Raw genomic sequence first — 25,964 nt, 5'->3', positions numbered from 1 at the left:
GTTCCTCTGGCGAGTCAATGGCAGCCATCTCGCTGAAGCGAAGGTGGCGATGTTCCGCATCATAGAACATCTGACTTGGATCGGGTTCCCCACCCAGCAGGTTCGCGGCCTTCTCAGCGGTGCGCTGACGGTCATCGAGTTGGCGCATAAACAGCAGGTAGGTGAACTGTTCAATGACGGTAATCGGATTCGAAACGCCACCCGGCCAAAAGGCATTCCAGATGGTGTCTACTTGAGATTTTACAGAGCCAGTAATCATGTTCACGAGTCTAAAACGAGGACCATACATTCTTGGGTTCCCGCTCCGGCGAAGCCTCGAACGGACATGCTAGGTCCTGGTTGGTCCTGGCGGGCGCTGGAACGGGCGGGGCTAGTCTGGGCAGTGGGCTAAATGGCGCACCTCGTCACCAGCCCGGCTTACAAAACCACGAAAACACCGTGGGCCCCGACCTTCTGGTCGGGGCCCACGGTGTCTCTCTATGCGCTTTGGCTATCGCAACGGTTTCTCAGGCCGTCGCGCCCTGCAAAGCTCAGGGTGTTCTCTCTATCTCTCATGCGCCTCTCTCAAACGCACTACATAAGTATGGGGCATGGAACTTGCTAGACAATAAAATAAACCTGTAAGTCGCCTGAGTGTTCCTGCGAGTTTCCTGGCATCTGGGACTCATAAGGGAAAATAAAGAAGGCTCCGACCAAGAGTCGGAGCCTTCGGCAGTCAGCGTCTCGCACAGTGGCGAGTGCTATTCACGCAAGAATTACTCTGCGTAGTTCTTCTGAACAGAAGCGTCAACCGGGATACCAGGACCAGAGGTGGTGGAGATGGTTACCTTCTTGACGTAAACACCCTTGGAGGAGGACGGCTTCAGACGCAGGATCTCGTCGTACAGAGCGCCGTAGTTCTCAGCGATCTTCTCTGCATCGAAGGAAGCCTTACCCAGAATTGCGTGCAGGTTGGAAGCCTTGTCAACGCGGAAGGAGATCTTGCCGCCCTTGACGTCGGAAATAGCCTTTGCAACGTCAGCGGTGACGGTGCCGGTCTTCGGGTTCGGCATCAGACCACGCGGGCCGAGGACGCGAGCAACGCGGCCAACCTTAGCCATCTGGTCCGGGGTAGCGATAGCAACGTCAAAGTCGATATTGCCCTCGTTGATAGCAGCGATCAGCTCGTCAGTGCCGACGATGTCAGCGCCTGCAGCCTTAGCGGCCTCAGCCTTTTCGCCCTCAGCGAAAACTGCGACGCGAACGTCCTTACCGGTGCCGTTAGGCAGGGAAACGGTGCCGCGAACCAGCTGGTCAGCCTTACGTGGGTCAACGCCCAGGCGGAAGACGACGTCGACGGTAGCGTCGAAGTTCTTGGAGGAGGTCTCCTTGGCCAGCTTGGAGGCCTCGAGCGGAGTGTACAGACGGGACTTGTCGACGAGCTCTGCTGCTGCCTTGTAAGCCTTAGACTTGGTGCTCATTTAAGCAATTCCTTTTCTTGGATTGATGTGGTGTTGGCGGGCCGTAGCTGGCCCTACCACGAGCGACCACACGAGATGGCCGCTCACTTTTTGATGAAGTTGTTTACTTGGCCGGGATGCCATCAACGGTGATGCCCATGGAGCGAGCAGTACCGGCGATGATGCGTGCACCGTTGTCGATGTCGCGTGCGTTCAGATCCTCGAACTTGGTCTGTGCAATCTCCTTGCACTGTTCCCAGGTCACAGAGCCGACCTTGTCGGTGTGAGGAACGCCGGAGCCCTTCTTGATGCCAGCAGCCTTAAGCAGCAGCTTTGCAGCAGGCGGGGTCTTCAGCTTGAAATCGAAGGAGCGATCCTCGTAAACGGTGATCTCAACAGGCACAACGTTGCCGCGCTGGGACTCAGTCGCAGCGTTGTAAGCCTTGCAGAACTCCATGATGTTGACGCCGTGGGCACCCAGTGCCGGACCAACCGGCGGAGCCGGGTTAGCAGCACCAGCCTCGATCTGCAGCTTGATGAAGCCAGAAACCTTCTTCTTCGGAGCCATCGAATTACCTCTTTCCTGTGTTACCGGTGCGCTGCCACGATGAATAACAGCGCCCGTCCGGATGCTCACCTGCAGTGGGCCACCGGGGAGAAACGTTTAATTGTCCGTGCACGCAAAAGGCGCACGGCGTTTTATCTTAGAACACCGTGCGCCCTGCTACCAAATCGCGTAGCATGCCATTTTCCCAGGCTACGCGGCAACTGGTTTTAGGAGATGCGCTCGATCTCGGTCGGGGAAAGCTCTACCGGAGTCTCACGGCCGAAGATGGAAACCAGGCCCTGCATCTTGCCAGTCTCTGGGTCGATCTCGGAGATGGTTGCGGAAACGGATGCGAGCGGGCCAGACAGGATGGTGACTGCCTCGCCGACCTCGAAGTCGTGCGCGTAAGCCTTCGCAGCAGCCTTCTCCGGCATTGCGACGACCTGCTCGCCGTCTTGGTCGCCCGCGGAAGACTTTGCCTCCGGTGCAGCCTCGTTAGGCATGAGGAACTTTGCGACGTCGCGGATCTTGACCGGGGTGGCATTGCCCTCGTTGCCCACGAAGGAGGTAACGCCGGGGGTTTCGCGGACGACGGACCAGGCGGCGTCGTTAAGCTCCATGCGGACCAGGACGTAGCCCGGCAGCAGCTTGCGCTTGACGATCTTCTTCTTGCCGTCCTTGTTTTCCAGGATCTGCTCGACCGGAACAACAACCTCGAAGATGGAGTCCTCAACCTCGAGCGTCTGCGCACGCATGTCGAGGTTGGTCTTCACCTTGTTCTCGTAGCCGGAGTAGCACTGGATGATGTACCACTGGCCCGGCTGCTTCTTCAGCTCGCGGGTGAACTGGCGTAGGCGACGGCGGTAGTCATCGTCCTCGGCAGGAGCGGCCTCGGTGGCCTCAGCAGATGCAGCTTCCTCCGCCGGAGCGGACTGATCCTCAGCCTCTGTGTATGCCTCTTCGGTAGCGGTCTCAGACTCAGCCACTGCTTCTGCTGCCTGCTCCTGGACGCTGCCGATAAGAGCAGCTTCGAGGGAGGTCTCTGGGGTTTCGACGTTGTTCTCGTCGCTCATGGTCTCTACTCCATCTTGTCGCGCGCGAGCTTGAAGCAAGCAGGCGCTCTCAATTTTCTGCGCCCCAGCCTACCTGTGGAATGCCGGCGCGACCGCCAGCACCCCGCAAGCACACAAGGGCAAAAAGTATCCCGCCGTTTCCCTCGCCTTTGCGAGTGAAATCAGCGGGATAAAAGCTTCTGCTAAGCAGGCTACTAAGGAGTGAGGATCTTCTCAACTCCGAGGCCTGTCAGCGTGTCGACGCCCCACACAAGGGCAGTCAGAACGATGAGGAAGGCGAAGGTAATGAGGGTGTACTGCACCATTTCCTTTGTGGTTGGCCAGACAACCTTCTTCATTTCGGATGCGACTTCACCCGGGAAAGCGGCCACGCCGCCGCCAACGGTGGCGTCATCTTTTTTGCCCTCTACGCGTACAACTCGCTTATCGGCATACGACTGGGAAGAGGTGGTAGCTACACCGGAGAGCTGACGCTTACCGGTGGGGCGTGCAGCGCCAGACTTAATCGGCTGCTGTTCATCGCTCACAGCTGGTTCCTCCTTGGAAAAGTTTTGGCAGGGGCGACAGGACTCGAACCTGCAACCTACGGTTTTGGAGACCGTTGCGCTACCAATTGCGCCACGCCCCTATGCATTTGTCTACCAAAGACAGCATGCACAACCCTACCAGAACGGCGATTTACTTAAGAAACCGCCAGCCCTTGGGCCGGAGTCGGTAGTAAAAAGCACCCGCGCAATCACGGGCACCTTCCTTTCCCGGTAGCGATGGCGAGAATTGAACTCGCGACACAGCGATTATGAGTCGCTTGCTCTACCACTGAGCTACACCGCCATAATCATGTGCACCAAGGTGCAGAAATGATTGGAGCCCCCTGACAGAATCGAACTGTCGACCTTTTCCTTACCATGGAAACGCTCTGCCGACTGAGCTAAGGGGGCACAGCCTCTTTGAGTAACGAAGTTTTCTTCGCTGCGCTCTCGTTGAAGCCTTGAAAAGATTAACCCGATTTACTCTAGTTACACAAATCGCCAGCTTAATCCACAAAAATGGGGCTTTTTAAAGCTTTAGATTGCACACTTTTCGCGCTTTCCATAGGCCTTGAACGAGCACTACGCTTGACGACGCCGCGACGGAAGAAGGCGCGGTCCCTGGATTCTGCTCCCTGGAATCTGCCCAGCGCTAGCAAAACCACGAAACCCCGTGGTCGAAACCACGGGGTTTATCTGTGCCAGGTAGAAGATTCGAACTTCTGAAGGCAATGCCGGCGGATTTACAGTCCGCTCCCTTTGGCCGCTCGGGCAACCTGGCGTGCACTTGAGGTGCGATTAGGTACTTTACTACGAAGCCCCCGTTGTCGTGCAAATCGGCAGGACACGGGGGCTTTCGTAGCGTTAATGCGAAGGCAGCTAGCCGACGCGGCGCACGGTGTAGTCAGCCAGCTGACGCAAAGCTTCGCTAGCTGCGCATTCCGGCAAGACGGAGAGCTGTTCCTCGACCACTCGCAGGTAACCGTGGACGTCGTTCATAGCCTTCTCACGGCCACCAGACTGACGCAGCAGTTCGATGGCACGCTCGACGGAAGCGTCGTCGCCAAGCGGACCCGTAAGCAGGCCGCGCAGCTCGTCACCCACGGTGCCCTCTTCCTCCAGCGCGTAGAGAACCGGGAGGGTAAAGACGCCCTCGCGCAGGTCAGTCCCCGGAGTCTTTCCCGATTCCTTGGAATCAGAGAAGATGTCGATGATATCGTCGACGATCTGGAAGATCATGCCGATGGCGCCGCCAATCTGGCGCAGAGCCGCGGCCTGCTCCGGCGTAGCACCCGCATGATAGGCCCCCAGGTAACCCGCGGAAGCAATGAGAACCGCAGTCTTCTCACGGATAACCGCCATGTAGTGTTCCACGGCGTTGGCCTCACCCGCACCGATGGTCTCACGCATCTGACCGGTCACGAGTTCCTCGAAGGTTTCAGAGAAATGCTCGACGGTATGTGTGTCCAGCTGGGACATCAAGCGCGAGGCGTGGGCGAGCAGGACGTCGCCAGCCAAGATGGCCACCGAGTTAGTCCAGCGGAAGTTTGCGGATTCCACGCCGCGGCGACGCTCGGCTTCATCCATGACGTCGTCGTGATAGAGGGTTGCAACGTGCACCATCTCCACCACCGTGGCGGCCTTAACCACCTCGGGGGAGCCCGGACGCGCGCCAAATTCCGAGGCGAGCAGCGCCATCATGGGGCGGAAGCGCTTTCCGCCGGCGCTCGAAAGGTGGCTGACCTTCTCTTTGACGAAGTCCTGCCCACGATCGATCTCGTGGTGCAGCAGTTCCTCGACGGCAGCTATTCCAGCACTAATGCGCTCGCTTAGCTGCGGGTCACCCAAGTCCACATGCGTGGCATGAGTTTGGCCGTGAGACATTAACAGCGTTCCTTTAACTCAAAAATGCGAGTGATAATCGATTACTTACCGTAGTCCATACCACGGCCCTAAACACACTTAAGGTGGATAACCCGTGCAATGATAGTGCGTATGTCGGAGCATATCGATAACGCAAAACTCGTAGACGTGGCCATCATCGGCGCAGGGCCAGCAGGTTCCGCGGCCGCTATCCACGCGACTAACGCAGGCTACGACGCCTTGCTTATCGACGCTTCCCCCTTCCCCCGCGACAAAACCTGCGGCGACGGCCTGACCCCGCGCGCTATGCATCAGCTGGATCTATTGGGCTTGGACGTCAATTCGTCTTATCGCAATAAGGGTTTGAAGCTCCATGGCTATGGCGGGTCCGTCACTGCCCCGTGGCCGTCCAGCTACCCCACGACTGTGGGAACGGCACTGCCGCGCCACGAGTTCGACAACCTGCTTTTCGAAGCCGCTCGCACGGCTGGGGCCACGGTATGGACGGGCACCCCCGCGACTGCCCCTGAGCTCGCAGGAAATCGCATGACGAGTTTCCGCGTGGGTGAGCAGACCGTGCGCGCAAAGTGGGTCATCGTGGCAGACGGCGTACGCTCGACGTTTGGCAAGTTGTTGGGCCGCAAGTGGCATCAGGATGAGGTCTACGGAATCGCGGCGCGCAGCTATGCCACGTCCACCTCTGCGGGCGAGCCGTGGATGCACTCCCACGTAGAGCTCAAGGATCAGGACGGAAGTGTGCAGCCAGGCTATGGCTGGATATTCCCGCTTGGCGAGGAATTGGGTCAGGTCAACATTGGTTTGGGAGCTTTGTCTACCGCGCAGCGCCCGGCCCGCATCAATACGAAGAAGCTTCTTACCCACTACGCCGAGAGCCAGCGCGCCGACTGGGGCTTGGGCGACATCGAGAAGGTGGCCTCTGCCCTGCTTCCGATGGGTGGCGCGGTGTCCAACGTGGCCGGCGCCAACTGGATGCTCATTGGCGACGCCGCCGCCTGCGTCAATCCCCTCAACGGCGAGGGCATCGATTATGGCTTGGAGACAGCCCAGCTAGCCGTCTCCCTGCTGGGCACCAAGGACTTCACGCTGGCGTGGCCGGATCTTTTGCGAGCCCACTACGGCGAGGCCTTCGTCCTGGCGCGCACCGCGGCGCGGCTTTTGACCTATCCGCAGTTCCTGCCCTTCGCGGGGCCGGTGGCGCTGCGCGGTCCGGTGGGCCGAATGCTCATGCCTGCCGCGGCGCGACTCATGGGCAACCTGGTCACGGACGAGGACCGCGACGTCATCGCCCGGGCGTGGAAGCTCGCTGGGCGTGGGGTTTCGGCAGCGCGCCGCGATACGCCGCTGTGGAACTCGCTCTAGGCCCGCGCTCCTTTCCAAATGGTCCCTTTGATCGGGTCCGTTTAGGGGGTAAAGAAACCATTTGGCGGCATTTTTAGCGCCTAAAACCGCCAAAGGGACCACCCCAAAGGGACCTTTTGCGGGGGAGCCTGGCGAAAGCTCAGCAGAGGGCTCAGTGAGTGCTCGGCAGAGAGCTCGGCGGGGCCGGAGCCAGCGTTGCTGGGGCCTAGTGCAGCGGCTTCGTGGCCGAGTGCAGGGCCACGATTCCGAGGGTCATATTCTTCCAGCCGGCGCCTTCCCACCCATTGCGGTTGATGGCGGCGGCCAACTCTTCCTGGTCCGGCCAGGCGCGGATCGACTCAGCGAGGTAGACGTACGCCTCTGGGTTGGAGGAAACCAGCTTGGCAATCGGCGGCAGCAAGCGGGTCAGGTATTCCTTGTAGACGGTGCCAAAGACCGGGATGATCGGCTTGGAGAATTCCGCCACTGCCAGGCGGCCGCCCGGCTTGGTCACGCGGGCCATCTCACGCAGGCCGAGCTCAAAGTCGTGAATATTGCGCAGACCATAGGAGATGGTCACCGCGTCAAAGGTATTGTCCGCGAAAGGCAGTTTCATGCCGTCGCCCGCCACCTTGGGCACGTCACGCGCAGCGCCAGCCGCCAGCATTCCACGAGAGAAGTCGCAGGCCACGCACCATGCGCCGGACTTGGACAGCTCTTCGGTGGACACCGCAGTGCCTGCCGCTAGATCGAGGACCTTCTCCCCTGGCTTAAGGTCCAAGCGCTCACGGGTGCGTTTGCGCCAAATCCTATCCTGGCCGAAGGACAACACCGTGTTGGTGATGTCGTACTTGGCACCGACGGCGTCGAACATCTGCGCAACGTCGAACGGCTTCTTATCGAGATCTGCCTTTGACATAAATAGCTAGTTTAGGCTACTCGCGCACCGAGGGCACGCGCCGCCCACCGCGGCAGCTCGGGGCGCTGGCCCAGGATGGTTAGCGGCACGCGGCGGGTGTCTTCCAAGACTTCCTCGTAGTAGCCAACAAGCTGCTCGCACAGTGCCTTCCACGTTTTATTTGAGATGGACTGCCGGGCGTTTTCGCGCAGCTCCGCGTGAATTTCTGGATTCAGCAGCGCATCGACGGCGTTGGGCAGATCCTCGACAAAGGTCGCGACGTCGAGAAGCAGCCCGTTGTAGCCCTCTTCAATGAGATCGACTGGGCCGCCCGCGCGCGGGCCGATGGTCGGAACGCCGGAAGCCTGTGCCTCCTGAATGGCCTGGCAGAAGGTCTCGAACTCACCCGTGTGTACAAAGACGTCGAGGGAAGCATAGGCCGCGGCGAGTTCCTCGCCACCCAGCGCACCGGTAAAAACTGCGCTGGGCAGCTGCGCCTCGAGTAGCGGGCGCTCGGGACCATCGCCGACGATGACCAGCTGGATATCTTTTCTGTCATTGAGCGAAGCCAAGCGGTGCACGCCCTTCTCCGCAGCCAGGCGGCCAACGAAGCCTACGACCAACTTGTCCCCCACTCCCCACTTCTGGCGCAGCGCTGCGGAGCGCTTCGACGGGTGGAAGCGCTCGGAGTCCACGCCGCGCCCCCAGTGGCGCACGTTCTTAATGTGGTGATCTTCCAAGTCCTTGATGGTCAGGGAAGACGGAGCCAAGGTCATCTGGCACGCGTTATGAATGGTGCGGAGCCACTCCCATGTGGCATAGGCCAGCGCGGAGGCGTGGTACTTGGTGGCAAAACCGGCAACGTCGGTTTGGTAGAGGGCCACAGAAGGAATGCGCAGCTGCCGCGCCGAGAAAGCTCCTGCCGCACCCAGCACGAAGGGGCTGGCCAGGTGGATGATGTCCGGCTTGAACTCGCGCAGGGCCTCATCCACCGCCGTGGTGGGCACGCCGACCGGGAGCGAGTCGATGAGAGGAATGCGCACGGTTGGCACGCGGACGATGGGGAACCCAAGGTAGTCTGCGATTTCTTCCTGGCCTTCACGGGCACCTGGAGCAATGACCAGAGCCTCATGGCCGGTGTCCGCTAAGTGCTCCAACACTCGCAAGACAGAATTTGTCACTCCATTGACGTTTGGAAGAAAAGACTCAGCCACGATCGCAACACGCATGCGTTCCATCATCCCCTATTCCACTGTAGATTCTGGTGAAGCCTGCGGAAAATCTTGGTTAACATTTTCGTTTACTTGCATCCGGCGCTCAGCTGCACGGGTGCTCACGCCCACCGTCCACCATGCACCGGCGGCGATGAGGCTAGCCACGAACATCGAGGACAGCGCGGGAATCAGTGAAAGCGTCCACTCACGTCCCTCCACCTTCACTAGGTCGGGGTTCGCGCGGGAGTACAGCACCCACACCTGCTGGCCCTCGCCCAGTCCGGTGGGATACAGCAGCCCCGATTGAGGCGAATGATAGATGCCCTTGTTGTCTTGGAAGTCCACGGAGGTACGCGTGATTCCGACGTCAGTAACCGTGGCCAGCGCGCGCCCTGGGTTTGATTCAATGGAGCGGTCATTGAGAAACGCGCCCACAATCATTCCCAGCATGCCCACCAGCGAGGCCACATACAAAGCGATGATGAGCTGGTGCAGCCGGCGGCGATAGACGGCTGGCGTATATCGCGGGACCACCGCCGCTTTGGGGGTCATCGGCAGCCTTGCGGGTGTAGCGCCCACCTACTTGCCGACCTTCGCGGTGATCTCAGCCTGCAGCTGGCGGCGCGTCTCACGGGTGGTGTGCGCCTCCACCACGGTCACGCCCGCGGAGGTCTCCTTCAGCTCAGCCAGGGTATCCAGCAGCTCCTGCGCGGTATTAGCCTCGCGGTAGTCTGCGCCAAAGGCTTCCGCCAGCTTGGCGACGCCCACCCCATGCGGCGTTCCAAAAGCCTTCTCGAAGGAGGCGCGATAGGGCTCCGCACCCTGCTCGAGCAGCTCGAAGATGCCGCAGCCGTCGTCGTTTGCCACGACGATGGTGAGGTTCTCCGGGCGGGCCTCGTCCTGCGGGATGAGGAGGGAGGTGGCGTCGTGGAGGAAGGTGACGTCGCCAAGCAAGGCGACGACGCGCGGGGCACGCCAAGCGTCTGCCTCGCGGGACTGGGTGGCCAGCGCCACGCCCATTGCCTGTGCGACCGTGCCGTCGATGCCGGCGGCGCCGCGGGGCGAGTAGGTGTCCACACCGTCGAAAGGCAGGCCTACCAGGGAGGCGTCGCGCACCGGATTGGAAGCGCCCAAGACCAGGGTGTCCTCGACAGACAACGTGTCTCCCACCGCTGCCGCGACGTGCAGTCCGGTAAAGCCCAGCTCGGGATTTTCGAGGGTCTCGCGGACGGCGTCGGAAGCCATCTGCGCTGCACCCTGGCAGATCTTCAGCCACTCGCGGGAAGGCTCACCGCTAACCTTGACGGTGGTTCCCAAGGTTGCGGCATCACCGCGTGGGTTGGTGAAGTCAGCAGTGCGGGAGAGCACGATGAGGTCGATGTCTGGATCGTTGATAAGGGCCAGCACGCTGCGGTGCAGCGTGGGGTGTCCGACCACGATGACCTGCTCGACCTTGGTGTTGACCACGTAGTCGTTGGCGGAGACCTGGGCGCGGCGGAAGATGTGCGCCGCTGCCGGGTGCACCGGGTGATACGGTGCAGGCGCGGTCGGCTCAGCGATGGTGGGAACGTCCTCGAGGCCTTCGACCTCCCAGGCTTCGTCGCCGGCGATGACGAGGGTGTTCTTGCTCAAGTCCACGGCCACCTCGCCGTGGTTTAGCGGGCGCGGAAGCGGGGCTTTGTGTTGCGTGAAGTCGGTGGGGGTGGCGGGCAGTTCGGCGTCGAGAAGCGGCACGTCAAACGCCACGTTGATGTGAACCTGGTGGTCTTTGGTGAAACGCTCAGCCACCGACGGGATGTCCTCGACCTCGGTGACCTGGGTGGTCTCGGCGTAGACGCCGAAAATGCCCTGCTGCTGAATGGTCTGGGAGGCGCCGGTGCCCACGAGGCGCGCAGGGCGGTCCGCGCTAATTACGGCCAACGGCGTGTGAGAATGCGCGGCCTCGACCATCGCGGGCAGTGCATTGGCAACGGCGGTGCCGGAGGTCATCACCACGCCCACGTGGCGGCGCTGCACGCGGGCCATGCCCAGCGCGGTAAAAGCGGCAGAGCGCTCGTCGAGGCGTGTATGAACGCGAATGTCCTGGCGTGCAAGCAAGGCCAGCGAGAGCGGTGCGTTGCGGGAACCAGGACAGATAATGACGTCAGTAAGGTGGCGCGCGAGTTGAGCGGCCACCGCCTCGGCCAGCTTCATGGAGTCAGTCATGCTGCCCCATAGTACTAGTGGCGTTTAGGCCTTAGGCACCCCGGCTATTGCCGTTGCCGTTGTTACCGGTGGCTCCATTCAAAAGCTCATCCAGAAGACCTTCAAGACCCTGGCCGCCCTGGTCGAGCTGGTCTTGGATATCCGGCGGCAGCTGGGTCGGCAGCTCTTCGATTGGGTTCGACGGCGCTTCCTCGGTGATGGTCTCAGTCACGGTGGTGGGCGTTTCCTCAGTAACAGTGGCCGTGGTGGTCACGGCCTCAGGCTGCGATTCTGCCTCCGAGGTGGCGTTGCGCCACATGAAAAACAGCGAGCCAGTTGCGATGACCGCGATTGCTGCAATCGCGGCAAAGACCCCAGTCAGGCCGCTGCCGCCACTCTTGTGGGAGCGCTCCGGCTCCACCTCGTAGCTCGACGGAACCGGGTCATAGTTGTGCTCCGGGCCTGGGTTGTAGCCCGAGTTATAGCCGCTGGGCTGGCCATAGCTGCTCGCAGCTGGCTGCGAGGCACCCGGGAACACCTGGCGCGGGCGGTCATCCGGCGCACCGAACTGGCGAGTGGCGTCGTTGTTGTCAAAGCCTGAGCCGTAGCCCGTCACGCGGCCAATCTGGCGAGTCTCATCGTCAGAGTAGTTGCCGGAATTGTTGCCAAAGTTATTTGCCATGTCCCTAGAACTACCCTATTTCCCTGTGAGTTCGCAGGGAGATACCCGGAAAGTCTCGTTAACTCTTTCGCGCCAAGGCCCGACCGGTAGGCGTAGCCTGCTTAGCCACATCACCCGGCGCGCCCATCGCCACGATTTCTCCGCCCACGGCGCCTGCCCCGGGGCCTAACTCGATGACGGTGTCTGCCTGCGCGATGACCGAGAGATCGTGCTCGACCACGATGACGGTCTGTCCGGCGTCGACAAGCTTGTGCAACTCTGCGTTAAGCAACGACACGTCCGCCGGATGCAGGCCCGTGGTGGGTTCGTCGAGGAGGTAAACCGTGTGGCCGCGGTGGGAGTTGCGCGAGCGCTGCAGCTCCGTTGCGAGCTTAATGCGCTGGGCCTCGCCTCCGGAAAGCTCCGGCGCGCCCTGGCCAAGGCGCAGGTAGCCAAGACCCACCGCTTGAAGCGTATCCAGTGCGCGGCGGATGGCCGTGACCGCGGCGGAGGTTTCTACCTCTGCGAAAAGCTCGGCAGCCTCGTCCACAGTCAGCTCGAGGACCTCAGCGATGGTACGGCCTTCCCATGACACCTCGAGGGTCTCCGGGTTATAGCGCTTGCCCTGGCAATCGGGGCACAGCGTATAAGAGCCCGGGAGAAAGACGAGCTCCACCTCGATTTGGCCCGCGCCGCCGCAGGTTGGGCATTGCCCCTGCTTGACGTTGTAGGAAAAGCGCGAGACCGTCCATTTCCGCTGCTTGGCTTTTTGCGTGTTGGCAAAAAGCTTGCGCACGTGGTCGAACAGGCCGGTGTAGGTGGCCAAGGTGGAGCGCGGAGTACGCCCGATGGGCTTCTGCGTGATCTGCACTAGGCGCGTGACCTTATCGAGGTTCTCCACTTCTGCCACGCTCCACGGCTTGTCTAGTGACTCCTCCTCCGTTGCCTCGTCGGTAACGGCCGTGACAGATTCCCGAAGCAGGCCGGCCAACACGGTGGAGACCAAGGTGGACTTACCCGAGCCCGAAACGCCCGTGACGGCACTGAAGGTCCCGAGGCCGAAACTCACGTCAAGACCTCGCAGGTTGCGGGCCTGCACCCCGCGCAGGGTGAGCTCGGTGCTCGGGGTGCGTCGAGTGCTGCGGGGCGTGAGCTGCCGCTGAGCCAGCGCGCGGGCGGTGGGAGTATCGGCGAGATAGTCGGCTACTGGGCCCGAATAGATGACCTTGCCGCCGCCCTCGCCGGCGAGGGGGCCGACGTCGACAAGCCAGTCTGCCTGGGCCACCAAGTCCATGTCATGCTCCACCAACAGCACGGAGTTGCCGCCTGCGACGAACCTGCGGCAGATATCCATGACGGCCGCGCGTTCCTCGGGGTGCAAGCCTGCCGACGGCTCGTCAAGCACGTACGCGACACCAAACAGGCCGGAGCGCAGTTGCGCCGCGAGCCGGATTCTTTGTAATTCGCCGGCTGACAGGGTCTCCGTGGGTCGGCCAAGGCTCAGGTGCGCCAGGCCCAGCTCCAGTGCGGACCGCAATGCGGGAAGAATCTGTTTGAGCAGCAGATGCTCGGCGCTGTTTTCCTCGGGCTGCTGTTTGTCGAGCAGTGCGAGGAGTTCGTCGAGGGGCAGCTCGTTGAAGGCATCGATAGGCAGCCCGGCGTAGGTCACCTTCAGCGCGTGGGGGTTGAGGCGGCGGCCGTCGCAGACCTCGCAGGTGTGTGACTCCATGAATTGGAGGGTGCGTTTGCGGAGGGTATCGGACTGGGTTTCGGCAAGCGTCTTATTCAGGTAGCTCGCGACGGAGCGCCACGTGCCCTCGTAGTTGCGCTGAATCTGGTCGGCGCCGCGGAGCGGCTTGACGGTGACCACGGGGCGCTCCTCGGTAAAGAGAATCCAGTCTCGATCCTCTCTCGGCAGCTCCTGCCAGGGCGAGTCGAGGTCATAGCCCAGATTCAAAAGGATGTCGTGGAAGTTCTTGCCCGCCCAGGCTCCCGGCCAGGCGGCGATGGCGCCATCCTCGATGCTGAGGGTGGGATCGGGGACCATCGACTGCTCCGTGGCTACGTGCACGATGCCGGTGCCCTGGCAATTGGGGCACATTCCCTCGGGCGTGTTCGGCGAAAAGGAATCCGAATAAAGGCCCTCTGGGTTGTCCCCGGCGCGCGAATAAAGAAGGCGCACCGAATTTGAGATAGCGGAGATGGTGCCCACCGTGGAACGGGCGCCGCCGCCGGAGGTGGACTGCTCCAGGGCAACAGTGGGCGGCAGGCCCTCAATCTGGCTGACCTGCGGATCCACGGCGGAACCGATGAGGCGGCGTGCAAAGGGGGCCACGGATTCGAGGTAGCGGCGCTGCCCCTCGCCGTGGATCGTACCGAAGGCGAGGGAGGACTTGCCCGAGCCCGAAACGCCCGTAACGGCCACGACCTTGCCGCGCGGAATGTCGACATCGACATTCCTTAAGTTGTGGAGGTGAGCATCGCGGATACTGATAAATCCAGTCATGAGTTCCACCGTACCCACGGCGTCTCTGCGGGGTGAAAAGTGCGCATTTTGCCAAATATGACCAGGAATCTTCGAAGAATCCAGCTCCTATTTGGCAAATTGTGCGCTGCTAGCGATAGGGTGCCCCGCTAGCGAGAAGGTGCCCCTCCGCTAGCGCGAAATCTAAAGGTGCTGCCAGCACTCGCGGACGCGCTCAAACCACCAGTCGCGGCGCTCGGGCGCGGCTGCGAGGTCAGCCAGGCGCGCGGGATCTGGGATCGCCGGAGTGGCTTCCAAATGGCCATCGATAAGCGGGCGCGGCTCGGTGACGTCCTCTATAAAGAGCGAGCCGGTGGCCAGGCCCGCGGCGGCGGGAGTGACGTCAATGTCTTCGTCGTCGAGAATCTTCGGCAGCGCTGCGACAGCCGCCAGCCCCATTCCGATACCCACGGATGTATCCAGGGCCGAGGCTACGGTGATGTCCATGTGGCGCGCACGCAGTTGCTTCGCGACATCCAGCACCCTACGCACTCCGCCCAAAGGCGCAGGTTTGACCACCGCGACGTCGGCAGCCTGCAGGTCCGCGACCCGGAAGGGATCCTCGACCTTCCGGATGGACTCGTCGGCGGCGACGCGCACGAAGAGGCCGTTGCGCATTAATTGGCGGCGAACCTCCGCGAGTTCTTCGGCGGTGGCGCACGGCTGCTCAATGTAGTCCAGGGGCATTAGGGCCTTGGCCGCCTCAATGGCTTGTTCCACGCTCCAGCCGCCGTTGGCGTCGACGCGCAGCACCGGAATGCGGCCCTGCGCGGTGATGTACTCACGCACTGCCTGCACACGGGCGACGTCGTCTGCAAGGCTCTGCCCTGGCTCTGCCACTTTGATCTTGAAAGTGCGGCAGCCCGGGTAGCACTCCATTACCTCGGGAACCTGCGCGGCGGGTACGGCGGGGATGGTGCCGTTGACCTCGATGAGGTCGCGAACAGGTTCGGGGAAGCCTTCGTAGGCAGCCTCCAGGCCTGCGGCGAGCCAGTGTGCCGACTCCGCAGCTTCGTACTCTAGGAAAGGCGAGAACTCGCCCCAGCCGGCGGGGCCCTCGATGAGCAAGGCTTCGCGGGTGGTAATACCGCGGAACTTCACCGCCAAAGGCAGGGCAACAACATGGGAGCGGGAGAGGACATCATCAATTTCAACCTGGGACATGGAATGTAGCGTACCTGACCCAGTTTTAGCTGCTGCTTAGTTCGCTGCCTGTCACAACAGCTGTTAGAGTAAGAACAGAGGTTATAACAACCGCGGTTAGCCTTTAAGCCCTGCGTAAAGGGCATATTTCTGCATATCTTTTATCCAGCAAAAGGCAGGTCAAACCCGCATGCTTTACCTCATTATTGCCTTGGCGGCCATCGCCGCAGTGATGTGGCTGATTTACAAAAAGGTTCATGCCGCCGCAGCCATCTTCGGTGTCGGCGTCCTCCTCCTCATGATTGCCGCTCTCACTAACCGCGCGGATATGCGCACCGTAGAAATCGAAGCCACAGGCAATGCTTTTTATGACCAACTTTTGGTCGTAGATGCCCTGTTCAAATCCCGCTTTAGCGGCATCGGCATGGCCATCATGGTTTTGTTCGGATTCGTGTCTTATATGCGGCACATCGGCGCCGATGCCAAGACCGTTGTCGTATTGTCTTCGCCCTTGAAACGCTTCCGCGGTAGCTACTGGCTCGTCCCGGTAGGTTTTCTTATCGGTTCGCTACTCTCACTGGTGATTCCCTCCGCCGCTGCGTTGTCGTTGCTGCTCGTCGCCACTCTCCTACCCGCCCTTATCGCCGCTGGTCTTACGCCTTTGACGGTGGCCGCGCTGGTAGTGACCTCGTCTACCATCATCCCGACGCCCCTTGAGGCAGGTCTGATTCAAGGTGCGGATCTGACAAACATGAGCGTGACCGAGTTTGTGTACGGCTCGGTTGCCCGCGCTACCGTCCCGGCGCTTCTCATTACCGCATTTGTCCATATGTGGTGGCAGAAGCATTGCGACAAAGTAGATGCACGCAAAGCCCACGCTGACGACGCCACCGCAGGCTCCGATACTCTGTCCGAATCCGACCGCGCCACCCGTGAAGCACTTGAGCGAGCAAAGGGACTGCCCGGTTTCTACGCCGTCCTTCCTCTTATGCCACTGTTGCTCATTATTGTTTCGGCAATCTTGAACCGCACCGGCGTCATCCCATTTGAAGCAGATATCCTGCCGGTGACCGTGGTCTCGCTGTTTATCGCCATGTTGATTGAGGCAATCCGCATCCGCTCCATCACAGAGCCGATGGATTCCACCGCGCACTTTTTCAAGGGCATGGGCGAAGGCGCCGCTGGCGTGGTTGCCCTGCTGGTTGCGGCAGCGGTCTTGGTCGAAGGCATCACCCAGATGGGCGTCATCGACATGCTCGTCAATGCTGCCGAGGGCTCTACTGGCGCCGCCGTAATTATTGTTCTCATCTTCGTCGGCGCTACGGCACTGATGGCAGCGTTGACAGGTTCCGGCACAGCCCCTTACTTTGCCTTCTCTGAGGTTGTTCCTGGCCTGGCCGCCCAGACCTCGATTAATGCACCACAAATGCTTACTGCCATTTGGGGCACCTCGAACCTCATACGTCAGGTCTCGCCGGTCAACGCCGCAGTTCTGATCGTCTCGGGCGCAATCAACGTCAACCCCATCCGCCTGGTCAAACGCACCTGCGTTCCGATGATCGCCGCAGCTGTGCTCAACGTGGTTTTTTCCTTCTTGTTCATCGGCTAAAAGCTAACCCGCTCTCTACCAACCGCCGTGGCTAATCGCTGCGGCGGTTATTGTGTACCTATGACTTCCCAGGCAAAGGCAACTTCTAAATACAGCACCGACAACCCTTTCAAGGCCGAACTGTGGGCCCCAGTGGAAGGCTTCTCGGATCTCACCGATATCACCTACCACCGGCTCATCGGAGACAAGCGCGAAGACGGCATCGTCCGCATCGCGTTTGACCGCCCGGAGGTGCGCAACGCGTTCCGCCCGCACACGGTGGATGAGCTCTACCGCGCGCTCGACCATGCACGTCGCACTCCTGATGTCGGCACGGTGTTGCTCACCGGCAACGGCCCCAGTGAGAAGGACGGAGGCTGGGCATTTTGCTCTGGCGGCGACCAGCGAATTCGCGGCCGCTCCGGTTACCGCTACGCCACCTCGCACGAGCACAACGACGCCGAGGCAGATGCCTCCACCGTGGACGAGGCACGCGAGAAGGTCGAGGGTGGACGCCTACACATCCTCGAGGTCCAACGCCTCATCCGCACCATGCCCAAGGTGGTCATAGCCGTGGTCAACGGCTGGGCGGCTGGCGGTGGGCATTCGTTGCACGTGGTCTGCGACATGACCATTGCGTCCCGCCAGGAGGCCCGTTTCAAGCAGACCGACGCCGACGTCGGATCCTTCGACGCCGGCTATGGCTCGGCCTACCTGGCCAAGATGGTGGGCCAGAAGTACGCCCGCGAAATCTTCTTCCTGGGCCGCACTTACGACGCCCAGCGCATGTACGAGATGGGCGCCGTCAACGAGGTTGTGGATCACGCCGATCTTGAGGACGCCGCCATCCAGATGGGTCACGAAATCAACGGCAAGTCCCCGACCGCGCAGCGCATGCTGAAGTTCGCGTTCAACCTCACCGACGACGGACTCATGGGCCAGCAGGTCTTCGCCGGCGAGGCAACGCGCTTGGCTTACATGACCGACGAGGCCGTCGAGGGCAAGGAGGCGTTCCTGGAAAAGCGCGACCCAAACTGGGAGCAGTTCCCGTATTACTACTAGTCAGGAGTTAGCACGATGTGGGTTTTCGCCATCGGCTTGGCCACACTTGCACTGGCGGGCGTCATCGGCTCGCGAGTGTGGATGCTCAAGCACATCAAGAATGCGCAGGACCGCGGGGAGCGGCCTTTCGACCAAGAAGATGAGCTGCGAAACCCGTACATCTAGGGCAAACATGACACAAAACACTTAAACTTTTAAGTGAGGCATCACCGGCAATCGCGGACACATAAACACTTCATGTGTAAAGCGTCCAGCATGAAACTTGCCAACTCATTCGCCATACTCGCAGCCCGCGTCGTCCTGGGCATAATCCTCATCGCCCACGGTTGACAGAAGTTCTCCGAATGGACCATCGACGGCACCACTCAGTCCTTCGAGGGCATGGGCGTCCCAGCCGCTTCCATCGCAGCGCCAGCTGCAGCCATCATTGAGCTCGTCGGCGTCATCGCCGCAGCGGGCCTCATGCTCGTCGCAGCTGGCCCCGGAATGCACTCCCTTGACCAACTCTTCTTCAGCAAGAAGGCAAAAGTAGCAAGTAAGGCCACCACTTCCCTGCCTCTCACTTCACCCATTGGAGTGAGAGGCATTTTTTAATTTCAGCGACTCAAAGAGGAGATAGGACTACCTAAGTTCATAGTATTGAACAATCTAGTTCAGGGGTGCTAGTGTTTGTTGAGTTCACTTCTCCTAATGCAAAGGAAGTTCATGATGAGCTCAAATCACAGCACCCCACGCCGACCCCTACAGCGCATTCTCGCAGGCACCTGCGCCCTCGCGCTCGGCGCCAGCCTCGCCGCTTGCAGCGCCTCGAATGAATCCACCGACGCTGCAAAGCCGAAGGACGGCAACACCGTCAAGGCCGTGGCCACAACTACCCAGATCTGCGACTACCTCACCCAGATAGCCGCCGGCGGCGTCAAGCTCCACAAGGTCGACTCCCAGGGTGCGGAGACCACCTCCGGCGAGGGCCCAGTGACCCTCGACCTCACCTGTTTGCTCGCCCCTAACGCCAGCGCCCACGAGCACGAGATGACCCCACAGCAGATGCAGGCGCTCTCCCAGGCCGACTACATGTTCGTCAACGGAGTCGACCTCGAGCACTTCCTCGACCAAGCCGTGGACTCCTCCGGCTTCCACGGCGTCATGGCCGTAACCTCGGGCGTCAAGAGCGAAGGCATGGGCGATGGCAACGGCAAGTACACCATCGACGAGGGCATCGAGCACGTGAGCCCGCGCCCGTGGCCTTTCCCGGGGGAGGACGGCGAGGCCCCAGAATTCAAGTACGACCCGCACGTGTGGACCTCCCCGAAGCAGGCCAAGATTCAGGTCGAAAACATCGTCAACACGTTGTCCCAGGCCTCCCCGCAGGCCAAGGACGCCTTCACCGCCGCCGGCAAGAAGTACACCGACCAGCTGGAGGACCTCGACAAGTGGGCCAGCGATTCCATGTCCGCAGTTCCTGAGCAAGACCGCGTGCTCTTCTCTTCCCACGACGCCTTCGGCTACTTCTCTAACGAGTACGGCGTGAAGTTCATCGGCTCCGCACTGTCTGACTTCAACAACCAGCAGGACGCCACCTCGAGCCATATCGATGAGCAGGTAAAGAAGATCCGCGAGTCCGGCGCCAAGGCCATCTTTGCGGAGAATTCCAACAACTCGAAGTCCATCGAGGCCATCGCCCGCGCCGCAGGCGTCAAGGCGGTTACATCCGACGACGCTTTGTACGGCGACTCGCTAGGTGTGTCAGGCAGTGAGGGCGAGACCTACATCGGTTCCATCGTCCACAACATCAACACCCTGGTCAGCGCCTGGGACTCCAAGCAGCAACCGTTGCCGGAATCGCTGCAGGAATTCGACTTCGCCAAGCGCAAGTAGCTCTATATGTCTTCCCCATTAGTCACTCTGCGCAATGCCACCTGCGGCTATGGCGCCCGGGATATCCTCACCGACGTTGATCTTGAGATCCGCGCGGGCGAGGCCGTGGCGCTCCTAGGTTCCAACGGCACGGGCAAATCTACCTTGCTCAAGGCAATCACTGGCCTGGCTGCCTTGCGCGGCATGGCCACCATCGACGCCTCGCTCGGATACGTCCCGCAGTACCAAGACTCCGACCTGAGCTTTCCCGTCACGGCTTACAAGGTCGTGGAAATGGGCCTTTTGCCCTCAGTGAGCTGGTGGCACAGGTGCACGAGTATGCGTAGCTACCGCGACCGCGTACTCAATGCCCTGCGACAAGTGGGGATGGAGCACCTCGCCGAGACGCGGTTTGGCCAGCTCTCGGGTGGGCAGCGCCAGCGCGTACTCATCGCGCGCGCGTTGGTTTCGGCCCCGGAGCTGGTGCTTCTCGACGAACCCTTCAACGGGCTTGATCAAGAAAGTCGCCGAATCCTGATTCAGATCATTGCGGATCTCAAGGAAGCAGGAATCGCCCTGCTCGTCTCCACTCACGATCCCATCTTGGCGCAGCACACCTGCGACTGGGCGGCGTTTGTGCTCGACGGCAAGGTCCAGACCATGGGAACCGAGGAAGCAGTGGAAACCTATATGGAGCAAGGCGCGCGACTGTGATAGAGCAGATTCTCTTCGCCCCGTACCTGCGCAATGCCTTTCTCTTCCTGCTGTGTCTATCGATTGCGGGAGCTGCCATTAGCGTCCTCGTTAATCTTCGCCGCATGGAATTTACGGTGGAAGCCCTCGTGCACTCGGTTTTTCCGGGCATCGTGGTAGGGCTCATCGTGGGCGGCATCCCGGGCATCGTGCCGGGTGCGGCCGCGGTGGCCGCGGTGACGGTGCTGGTGCTGGCTTCTCTGGGTTCTGGGCGGGGCCAGTCAGCGCGGAAGCTGGATATGGAAGCCGGAACGGCCGTGGTGCTGACCTTCATGTACGGCATCGGCGTGGTCATCAGTTTGGCCTATGGCGACAAGTCCGGGCAGCTGGAGGCCCTCATGTTTGGCCGGCTTCTCGACGTCACGCAGTCCAGGCTGGCAACCTCCGTCACGCTCTGCGTGATTGCGGCACTGCTCATCCTGACAACCTGGCGCATGCAGATTCTCGTCGCTTTCGATACCACAGCGGCCCGCGCCATGGGCATCAACGTGGCGGCTTATGAGCTCATTGCGAATATCGCGGTTGGCCTAATCGTGGTGGCGGCTAGCTCGGCAGTGGGTGTGTTGCTGGTTATCGGTTTTATTGTCATTCCAGGCCTCTCGGCGCGCTTGATCGCTAGATCCCCGCGCAGCATGTGCTTCTGGGCTGCGGGTTTGTCCACACTGGCAGTGGTGGTGGGATTTGCCATCATGTTGTCCCAAACCACGCATCAGATTTCGCCGCAGGCAATCGTCAGCTTGATGCTGGTTGCCACCGTGCCGCTAGCGGGCTTGAAGGGGGTATTTAGCTGATGGGACTATCTCATCTTGATCCAGAGATCCTGCGGTTGCCCCTCCTTGAGGCCATCGCTGTGGGATGTTTATCTGGCTTGGTTGGAACCTTGATGGTCATGGGCAAGCGCGTCTTTTTCGCTGAGAGCCTGTCACACGGAATCTTCCCCGGCGCGGTGCTCGGTGTAGTGGTGGCCAACCTTCTGAGCTTGGATCTCTCCACGGGTTTGATGGTGGGCGCGGCACTGTTCTGCCTGCCTTTGGCCTGGCTTATGCGGTGGCTGAGTACCGTCGAGGGCATTTCTTCGACTGCTGCCGCCGGCGTGACGCTCACCCTGGGGTTTTCCCTGGGCATCTTGTTGCTGCGCTGGTTCCAACCGCTACCTATCCACGTGGATAGCTTTCTCGTGGGCTCACTGACCACTGTCAATGCGCAGGATGTCTGGTTTGTCGGCGCCCTGGTGGTGGTCAGCCTTGGCGTGCTGGTGGCATTTCGCCGGACGTTGGTCTCCTTCTACTTCGACCAGACGTTCTTCCGCGCACAAGGCGGAAAGCCCGGCCGCTATGACTTGCTTACCCTCACGCTTATCAGCGTGACCATGGTGGTGGTGATTCCCGCGGTGGGCACTATCTTGTCCCTGGCGCTGCTGGTAGCCCCGGCGGCGGCGTTGCAGCCGTGGATCAAGCGCCCCACCCAGCTCATGCTCGGTGCAGGTTTCGCGGGCATTGTGCTGGCATGCGGCGGGCTCTGGCTGGCGGCCGCCCTCAGTTTGTCGGCGGGCGGCTGCATCGCGGTGCTGGCGGGTGTGTTCTATTTGCTCAGCATGGGGCTACGCGCCTTGCTCTAAACGCCCGGCGCGCCGCCTCCCGGGACGAGCGATATGCCCGGGTAACCTGATTATTCGTGACTCATATCCTCGCCCCACTCCCAGTCGATCCCCGCAATCCCGCAGCTATTTTGGATGAGCTCGAAAAAGCCATCGCTGGGCAGACCACGCTCTTGCCCCTTCCCGCAGCGGACCGCACGCGGGCGGAATTGCTGCGCAACCACATGCGCGCGGGCGAATCGATTGCTGAGGACATTGCTTTGGTGGTGGCCACCTCGGGTTCCACGGGCACACCGAAAGGTGCGCAGCTAAGCCCGCTTAACCTGGTGGCGAGTGCGGATGCCACCCATTCTTTCCTGGGTGGGCCCGGCCAATGGCTACTGGCCATGCCCGCCCACCACATAGCGGGCATCCAAGTGCTCGTGCGTTCGTTGGTGGCGGGTGTGGAGCCACTGTGCCTCGACCTGTCCCAAGGCTTTAACATCGCCGAGTTCGCCCGCGCAGCAGAAGAACTCGCCCACACCGAGGACCGCATGTACACCGCGCTCACGCCGATGCAGCTGCACAAGGCACTCGATTCGCTGGACGGCATCCAAGCGCTACGCCATTTCAACTCCATCCTGGTGGGTGGAGCAGCGCCGCATCCCCAGCTATTAGAATCTGCGCGCAAGCTCGACATCACCGTGGTAACCACCTATGGCTCCTCGGAGACTGCGGGAGGGTGCGTCTACAACGGCACTCCCCTGCCCGGCACTGAGGTGCGCATCGGGGAGGATAACCGCATTTTCCTGGGCGGGCCGACCATTGCGCAGGGCTACCGCAATGTGGAATCACGCGACTTCGTCGATGGCTGGTTCGCCACTTCCGACGCCGGGGAGCTCGACGCCCACGATCAACTCACCGTCACTGGGCGTCTGGACAACATCATCAACTCGGGCGGCCTGAAGTTGCACCCAGAACAGCTGGAACAGCTCTTGTTGCAGGTACCGGGCGTCGAGAGTGCATGCGTGGTGGGCATCCCTGATCCGCGTCTTGGCCAGATGATCGCCGCAGCTTACACCGGCTGGGCCTCGCGTACCGACATCCTCGAAGCGCTCGATGACCTGCCTCGGTGGCAGATTCCGCGCGAGATTATCCGCATTGCTGAGATGCCGCTGACCGGCCCCGGCAAGGTGGACCGTCGTGGTGTCGCAGGGCTCTTTAAGTACTAATTAGGCTTCGTTAGCGCGCACCGTCACGTCGGCGGCCGCGACTTCCGCAAGGGAGAACTCCTTGTCCCCTGCGTGCAGGTTAAGCAGGCCCGCAACGCGGGAATCGACTACGACCTCGACGCCTAGGCCGACGCCGTGGCTGTCGAGGTAGCGCAACAGCTCGGTGTCCCCGTCACATACCCGCTCGATGGTGACAGGGGTGTGAAGGGGGACGTCGTCAAGCGTGAGCGTGCCAAGGTCCTCGATGCTGCCCTGCGCGTCGGGGATGGGATCGCCGTGGGGATCGCGCTGAGGATGGCCCAGGTGCTGATCGAGGCGATCGATGAAGCGATCGGAGCATGCATGCTCGAGGAGATCGGCGTCCTCGTGAACCTCGTCCCACGTGTAGCCCAGCTCTTTGACCAGGAAGGTCTCGAGGAGACGATGGCGGCGGACCATGCCCATGGACAGTGCCTGGCCCTCGGGGGTCAGTGAAACTCCAGCGTAGCGCTCGTGTTCCACCAGCCCTTGGGCAACGAGACGCTTTACGGCTTCCGACGCCGTGGGCACCTTTTGGTTCAATCGCCCCGCCAGCTCCTTGAGCGCGATGGGTGCGCCGCCGGAGTGCTCGGAGAGGTCCCACAGGGCTTTGAGGTAGTCCTGGGTGCGTTCAGGGAGATCGCTTAAGTGCATGACATTCATCGTAGTAAAGGCCTTGCCCTGCGAGCGATTCACATGATAACTTTTAAGAAAGTTCAACGCATTGAACTTTTGCCACGGGTGTGGCCCACAGCCGTCCTTTCTTGGGTACGTACGACGCGCTTTTGGCATACCCGTGGCTTTTATATGCCCGCCGTGTGCGTCCCTTGTGCACAACATGCCCGCGGTGGCGTGGCACAATAACTGACATGCCACTTTCTGCCTATCCCGCAACTGCCCAAGACTGGTTCCAAGGCGCTCGCCCGCACACATGGGCAAATGCTTTCGCCCCGGTTATCGCTGGTACTGGCGCCGCAGCCGCGCTCAATGGCGCGCACTGGGGCCGTGCTTTTCTCGCACTCATTGTGGCGTGGGCGCTCATCATCGGTGTCAACTACGCCAATGACTACTCCGATGGCATCCGCGGCACCGACGACGACCGTACTGGCCCGCAGCGCCTGACCGGCGGTGGGCTGGCGAAGCCGCAGCACGTGAAGTGGGCGGCCTTTGCTTCGTTCGCAGTTGCCGCCGTGGCTGGCATTGCGTTGTCTTTGGTAGCGAACGCCGCGTGGTTCATCTTGGTAGGCGCGCTTTGTATTGCCGGCGCATGGTTTTATACCGGAGGCAAGAATCCCTACGGCTACCGTGGCCTCGGCGAGGTCGCCATCTTCATCTTCTTCGGTTTGGTGGCCGTACTGGGCACGCAGTTCACGCAGGCTGGCCGCATCGGCCTGACTGGACTGGCGCTGGCGATAGGCATTGGTGGAATGAGCTCCGCAGTCAACTTGGCCAACAACATTCGCGACATCCCCTCCGACACTGAGGCCGGCAAGATCACCTTGGCCGTGCGCTTGGGCGATAAAAAGTCGCGCAACCTATTCATGTGGCTGCTACTTCTTCCGGTCCTGCTAACCATCGTCATCGCCTTCGACTCCTGGCTGACATTGGCTGCCTTGGCGTACTTCCCGTTCGCACTCCAAGCCGTCCGCACCGTCAACCGCGGCGCCCGCGGCCCCCAGCTCATCCCGGTGCTCGGGATCACTGGCCGCGCAATGCTGGTATGGGCGCTGGTCAGCGCGATTGCTCTTTTTCTCGTCTAAAAATTCTTACTGTCAGCCTTCCCCGTAGGGAAAACGTACGTCGAAGGGCAAGACCTCCAAGCGAAGTTAAAAGTTACCGATTTAAAATCTTCTGAAATTTAAATCACAAACATTACTCAGGGTGATACACTTCACTCACTTCGTTTTATCTGTCCGCACAGAAAGGTCGAAAGTTGTTTATTTTCGATGAGATTCCAAAAATCGAATCGGTTGGGGGTCTACCCCATCACGAGTAAGAGGGCGAGAGGCTGTGGCCGAGAGTAAGGTCACAATCCAACTGCCCAATGCCGTAAGTCTGGAAAAGTGTCTCCGACAGCTTGAAATTTCTGACCAAAGACTTGCAAAAATGGGCCCGAATAGACCAGGCGCCCCCTACGATTGGCAATTCGTTTTAAGCGAGTCATTCGACGACGGCAGCGCATGTGTTCACTTTGGCGTTGTTTGGTATGACTTGGAATTTTTCTTAGAAAAGAAAGACAGTTTCCGCGACAACCGGCATACCTCAATACTGCAAAATATAGGAATCGATCCTTCGAGAATATCCGTAGACCACTGGGTGAGGACCAAATAGAGTGTTGAAAACTCCACTAGGTAATGATGGGTCAAAAGGCAAAGTCTTTAGTCTCGTCATTGCCTACTTTTTTATGTCTCTGTGCGGAGCGATGACTTCAATCGCAATCTCACTCAAC

The 25,964-nt window shown here is 60.7% G+C and carries 25 protein-coding genes and 4 tRNA genes; 11 read left to right on the top strand and 18 right to left on the bottom strand.

The annotated features are described in order from the left end of the window. The 10 genes from HMPREF0308_RS13965 to HMPREF0308_RS00350 form a co-directional block, all read right to left on the bottom strand. Positions 1 to 259: type I restriction-modification system subunit M N-terminal domain-containing protein (locus HMPREF0308_RS13965; protein ID WP_005527674.1), on the bottom strand; the 259-nt coding region annotated here is incomplete at its 3' end. 496 nt (positions 260 to 755) lie between these two features. After that, positions 756 to 1,460, bottom strand: a complete 705-nt coding sequence (gene rplA / locus HMPREF0308_RS00390) for a 50S ribosomal protein L1 (RefSeq protein ID WP_005527671.1) — start codon at positions 1,458 to 1,460, stop codon at positions 756 to 758. Positions 1,461 to 1,563: 103 nt separating this feature from the next. Then, positions 1,564 to 2,007, bottom strand: coding sequence for a 50S ribosomal protein L11 (rplK, locus tag HMPREF0308_RS00385; protein ID WP_005527670.1), 444 nt, complete (start codon positions 2,005 to 2,007; stop codon positions 1,564 to 1,566). A 206-nt stretch (positions 2,008 to 2,213) separates the two neighbouring features. Next, on the bottom strand, positions 2,214 to 3,059 hold the full coding sequence (gene nusG / locus HMPREF0308_RS00380; protein WP_005527669.1) for a transcription termination/antitermination protein NusG: 846 nt from the start codon (positions 3,057 to 3,059) through the stop codon (positions 2,214 to 2,216). A 194-nt stretch (positions 3,060 to 3,253) separates the two neighbouring features. Next, a complete protein-coding gene (secE, locus tag HMPREF0308_RS00375; protein WP_005527668.1) occupies positions 3,254 to 3,586 on the bottom strand; it encodes a preprotein translocase subunit SecE in 333 nt (110 codons plus the stop codon). Between the two features lie 25 nt (positions 3,587 to 3,611). Continuing rightward, a tRNA-Trp gene (locus tag HMPREF0308_RS00370) sits at positions 3,612 to 3,687 on the bottom strand. Positions 3,688 to 3,818: 131 nt separating this feature from the next. Further along, positions 3,819 to 3,890 (bottom strand) — tRNA-Met (locus HMPREF0308_RS00365). A gap of 31 nt (positions 3,891 to 3,921) precedes the next feature. Next, positions 3,922 to 3,997, bottom strand: a tRNA-Thr gene (locus tag HMPREF0308_RS00360). Between the two features lie 288 nt (positions 3,998 to 4,285). Then, a tRNA-Tyr gene (locus HMPREF0308_RS00355) sits at positions 4,286 to 4,367 on the bottom strand. 98 nt (positions 4,368 to 4,465) lie between these two features. Continuing rightward, complete coding sequence (locus tag HMPREF0308_RS00350; protein ID WP_005527667.1) at positions 4,466 to 5,470, bottom strand: polyprenyl synthetase family protein; 1,005 nt, start codon at positions 5,468 to 5,470, stop codon at positions 4,466 to 4,468. Positions 5,471 to 5,569: 99 nt separating this feature from the next. Here HMPREF0308_RS00350 and HMPREF0308_RS00345 point away from each other — a divergent pair, with 99 nt between their 5' ends. Continuing rightward, positions 5,570 to 6,829 (top strand): geranylgeranyl reductase family protein, encoded by a 1,260-nt coding sequence (locus tag HMPREF0308_RS00345; protein WP_005527666.1) that lies wholly within the window; start codon positions 5,570 to 5,572, stop codon positions 6,827 to 6,829. 205 nt (positions 6,830 to 7,034) lie between these two features. On the opposite strand, the gene HMPREF0308_RS00340 is transcribed toward HMPREF0308_RS00345, so the two are convergent. The 7 genes from HMPREF0308_RS00340 to HMPREF0308_RS00310 form a co-directional block, all read right to left on the bottom strand. Then, positions 7,035 to 7,727, bottom strand: coding sequence for a demethylmenaquinone methyltransferase (locus tag HMPREF0308_RS00340; protein ID WP_005527665.1), 693 nt, complete (start codon positions 7,725 to 7,727; stop codon positions 7,035 to 7,037). Between the two features lie 11 nt (positions 7,728 to 7,738). Then, a complete protein-coding gene (locus tag HMPREF0308_RS00335; protein WP_034656597.1) occupies positions 7,739 to 8,935 on the bottom strand; it encodes a glycosyltransferase family 4 protein in 1,197 nt (398 codons plus the stop codon). A 15-nt stretch (positions 8,936 to 8,950) separates the two neighbouring features. After that, complete coding sequence (locus HMPREF0308_RS00330) at positions 8,951 to 9,472, bottom strand: DUF3592 domain-containing protein (protein ID WP_005527663.1); 522 nt, start codon at positions 9,470 to 9,472, stop codon at positions 8,951 to 8,953. Between the two features lie 27 nt (positions 9,473 to 9,499). Further along, on the bottom strand, positions 9,500 to 11,125 hold the full coding sequence (menD, locus tag HMPREF0308_RS00325; RefSeq protein WP_005527662.1) for a 2-succinyl-5-enolpyruvyl-6-hydroxy-3-cyclohexene-1-carboxylic-acid synthase: 1,626 nt from the start codon (positions 11,123 to 11,125) through the stop codon (positions 9,500 to 9,502). Positions 11,126 to 11,156: 31 nt separating this feature from the next. After that, the gene (locus HMPREF0308_RS00320) at positions 11,157 to 11,786 is read right to left on the bottom strand and encodes a hypothetical protein (RefSeq protein ID WP_005527661.1); all 630 of its coding nucleotides are present in this window, start codon (positions 11,784 to 11,786) and stop codon (positions 11,157 to 11,159) included. A gap of 58 nt (positions 11,787 to 11,844) precedes the next feature. After that, positions 11,845 to 14,271 carry an excinuclease ABC subunit UvrA gene (locus HMPREF0308_RS00315; protein WP_005527659.1) on the bottom strand — a complete coding sequence of 809 codons (2,427 nt, stop codon included), beginning with the start codon at positions 14,269 to 14,271 and terminating at the stop codon, positions 11,845 to 11,847. 162 nt (positions 14,272 to 14,433) lie between these two features. Next, a complete protein-coding gene (locus HMPREF0308_RS00310) occupies positions 14,434 to 15,453 on the bottom strand; it encodes an o-succinylbenzoate synthase (RefSeq protein WP_005527657.1) in 1,020 nt (339 codons plus the stop codon). Between the two features lie 169 nt (positions 15,454 to 15,622). Between HMPREF0308_RS00310 and dcuC the strand changes: the two genes are divergently transcribed. The 9 genes from dcuC to menE all read left to right on the top strand — a co-directional run bounded on the left by dcuC (position 15,623) and on the right by menE (position 23,497). Further along, positions 15,623 to 17,041: a C4-dicarboxylate transporter DcuC gene (gene dcuC, locus HMPREF0308_RS00305; protein WP_005527655.1), complete on the top strand. Its 1,419-nt coding sequence runs from the start codon at positions 15,623 to 15,625 to the stop codon at positions 17,039 to 17,041. Positions 17,042 to 17,101: 60 nt separating this feature from the next. Beyond that, on the top strand, positions 17,102 to 18,082 hold the full coding sequence (locus HMPREF0308_RS00300) for a 1,4-dihydroxy-2-naphthoyl-CoA synthase (protein ID WP_005527654.1): 981 nt from the start codon (positions 17,102 to 17,104) through the stop codon (positions 18,080 to 18,082). 15 nt (positions 18,083 to 18,097) lie between these two features. Next, on the top strand, positions 18,098 to 18,247 hold the full coding sequence (locus HMPREF0308_RS13785) for a hypothetical protein (protein ID WP_005527653.1): 150 nt from the start codon (positions 18,098 to 18,100) through the stop codon (positions 18,245 to 18,247). A 216-nt stretch (positions 18,248 to 18,463) separates the two neighbouring features. After that, positions 18,464 to 18,676: a hypothetical protein gene (locus HMPREF0308_RS14095; protein WP_005527652.1), complete on the top strand. Its 213-nt coding sequence runs from the start codon at positions 18,464 to 18,466 to the stop codon at positions 18,674 to 18,676. Between the two features lie 114 nt (positions 18,677 to 18,790). Beyond that, entirely contained in the window at positions 18,791 to 19,957 is a 1,167-nt protein-coding gene (locus HMPREF0308_RS00290) for a metal ABC transporter substrate-binding protein (RefSeq protein WP_034656502.1), read from the top strand. Between the two features lie 6 nt (positions 19,958 to 19,963). Further along, positions 19,964 to 20,650: a metal ABC transporter ATP-binding protein gene (locus tag HMPREF0308_RS00285; protein ID WP_005527650.1), complete on the top strand. Its 687-nt coding sequence runs from the start codon at positions 19,964 to 19,966 to the stop codon at positions 20,648 to 20,650. Then, the gene (locus tag HMPREF0308_RS00280; RefSeq protein WP_005527649.1) at positions 20,647 to 21,480 is read left to right on the top strand and encodes a metal ABC transporter permease; all 834 of its coding nucleotides are present in this window, start codon (positions 20,647 to 20,649) and stop codon (positions 21,478 to 21,480) included. Before HMPREF0308_RS00285 ends, HMPREF0308_RS00280 begins: the two co-directional genes overlap by 4 nt. Next, positions 21,480 to 22,307, top strand: a complete 828-nt coding sequence (locus tag HMPREF0308_RS00275) for a metal ABC transporter permease (protein ID WP_005527648.1) — start codon at positions 21,480 to 21,482, stop codon at positions 22,305 to 22,307. Before HMPREF0308_RS00280 ends, HMPREF0308_RS00275 begins: the two co-directional genes overlap by 1 nt. A gap of 56 nt (positions 22,308 to 22,363) precedes the next feature. Continuing rightward, positions 22,364 to 23,497 carry an o-succinylbenzoate--CoA ligase gene (gene menE, locus HMPREF0308_RS00270; protein WP_005527646.1) on the top strand — a complete coding sequence of 378 codons (1,134 nt, stop codon included), beginning with the start codon at positions 22,364 to 22,366 and terminating at the stop codon, positions 23,495 to 23,497. Here menE and HMPREF0308_RS00265 read toward each other — a convergent pair whose 3' ends face one another. Continuing rightward, the gene (locus tag HMPREF0308_RS00265) at positions 23,498 to 24,169 is read right to left on the bottom strand and encodes a metal-dependent transcriptional regulator (RefSeq protein ID WP_034656592.1); all 672 of its coding nucleotides are present in this window, start codon (positions 24,167 to 24,169) and stop codon (positions 23,498 to 23,500) included. Between the two features lie 215 nt (positions 24,170 to 24,384). Here HMPREF0308_RS00265 and HMPREF0308_RS00260 point away from each other — a divergent pair, with 215 nt between their 5' ends. After that, a complete protein-coding gene (locus HMPREF0308_RS00260; protein ID WP_005527643.1) occupies positions 24,385 to 25,275 on the top strand; it encodes a 1,4-dihydroxy-2-naphthoate polyprenyltransferase in 891 nt (296 codons plus the stop codon). Positions 25,276 to 25,964: the final 689 nt, after the last annotated feature.

The organism is Corynebacterium striatum ATCC 6940 (assembly GCF_000159135.1).
GTDB lineage: Bacteria > Actinomycetota > Actinomycetes > Mycobacteriales > Mycobacteriaceae > Corynebacterium > Corynebacterium striatum.
Note: the sequence above shows the minus strand (reverse complement) of the source record. Positions and strands in the feature narration are given on the sequence as shown.

Excerpts from the sequence above, each read along its gene's own strand:
- rplA (WP_005527671.1), bottom strand. The coding sequence starts at position 1,460 with ATGAGCACCAAGTCTAAGGCTTACAAGGCAGCAGCAGAGCTCGTCGAC.
- rplK (WP_005527670.1), bottom strand. The coding sequence starts at position 2,007 with ATGGCTCCGAAGAAGAAGGTTTCTGGCTTCATCAAGCTGCAGATCGAG.
- nusG (WP_005527669.1), bottom strand. The coding sequence starts at position 3,059 with ATGAGCGACGAGAACAACGTCGAAACCCCAGAGACCTCCCTCGAAGCT.
- HMPREF0308_RS00350 (WP_005527667.1), bottom strand. The coding sequence starts at position 5,470 with ATGTCTCACGGCCAAACTCATGCCACGCATGTGGACTTGGGTGACCCG.
- HMPREF0308_RS00345 (WP_005527666.1), top strand. The coding sequence starts at position 5,570 with ATGATAGTGCGTATGTCGGAGCATATCGATAACGCAAAACTCGTAGAC.
- HMPREF0308_RS00340 (WP_005527665.1), bottom strand. The coding sequence starts at position 7,727 with ATGTCAAAGGCAGATCTCGATAAGAAGCCGTTCGACGTTGCGCAGATG.
- HMPREF0308_RS00335 (WP_034656597.1), bottom strand. The coding sequence starts at position 8,935 with ATGCGTGTTGCGATCGTGGCTGAGTCTTTTCTTCCAAACGTCAATGGA.
- HMPREF0308_RS00330 (WP_005527663.1), bottom strand. The coding sequence starts at position 9,472 with ATGACCCCCAAAGCGGCGGTGGTCCCGCGATATACGCCAGCCGTCTAT.
- menD (WP_005527662.1), bottom strand. The coding sequence starts at position 11,125 with ATGACTGACTCCATGAAGCTGGCCGAGGCGGTGGCCGCTCAACTCGCG.
- HMPREF0308_RS00320 (WP_005527661.1), bottom strand. The coding sequence starts at position 11,786 with ATGGCAAATAACTTTGGCAACAATTCCGGCAACTACTCTGACGATGAG.
- HMPREF0308_RS00315 (WP_005527659.1), bottom strand. The coding sequence starts at position 14,271 with ATGACTGGATTTATCAGTATCCGCGATGCTCACCTCCACAACTTAAGG.
- HMPREF0308_RS00310 (WP_005527657.1), bottom strand. The coding sequence starts at position 15,453 with ATGTCCCAGGTTGAAATTGATGATGTCCTCTCCCGCTCCCATGTTGTT.
- dcuC (WP_005527655.1), top strand. The coding sequence starts at position 15,623 with ATGCTTTACCTCATTATTGCCTTGGCGGCCATCGCCGCAGTGATGTGG.
- HMPREF0308_RS00300 (WP_005527654.1), top strand. The coding sequence starts at position 17,102 with ATGACTTCCCAGGCAAAGGCAACTTCTAAATACAGCACCGACAACCCT.
- HMPREF0308_RS13785 (WP_005527653.1), top strand. The coding sequence starts at position 18,098 with ATGTGGGTTTTCGCCATCGGCTTGGCCACACTTGCACTGGCGGGCGTC.
- HMPREF0308_RS14095 (WP_005527652.1), top strand. The coding sequence starts at position 18,464 with ATGGGCGTCCCAGCCGCTTCCATCGCAGCGCCAGCTGCAGCCATCATT.
- HMPREF0308_RS00290 (WP_034656502.1), top strand. The coding sequence starts at position 18,791 with ATGAGCTCAAATCACAGCACCCCACGCCGACCCCTACAGCGCATTCTC.
- HMPREF0308_RS00285 (WP_005527650.1), top strand. The coding sequence starts at position 19,964 with ATGTCTTCCCCATTAGTCACTCTGCGCAATGCCACCTGCGGCTATGGC.
- HMPREF0308_RS00275 (WP_005527648.1), top strand. The coding sequence starts at position 21,480 with ATGGGACTATCTCATCTTGATCCAGAGATCCTGCGGTTGCCCCTCCTT.
- HMPREF0308_RS00265 (WP_034656592.1), bottom strand. The coding sequence starts at position 24,169 with ATGCACTTAAGCGATCTCCCTGAACGCACCCAGGACTACCTCAAAGCC.
- HMPREF0308_RS00260 (WP_005527643.1), top strand. The coding sequence starts at position 24,385 with ATGCCACTTTCTGCCTATCCCGCAACTGCCCAAGACTGGTTCCAAGGC.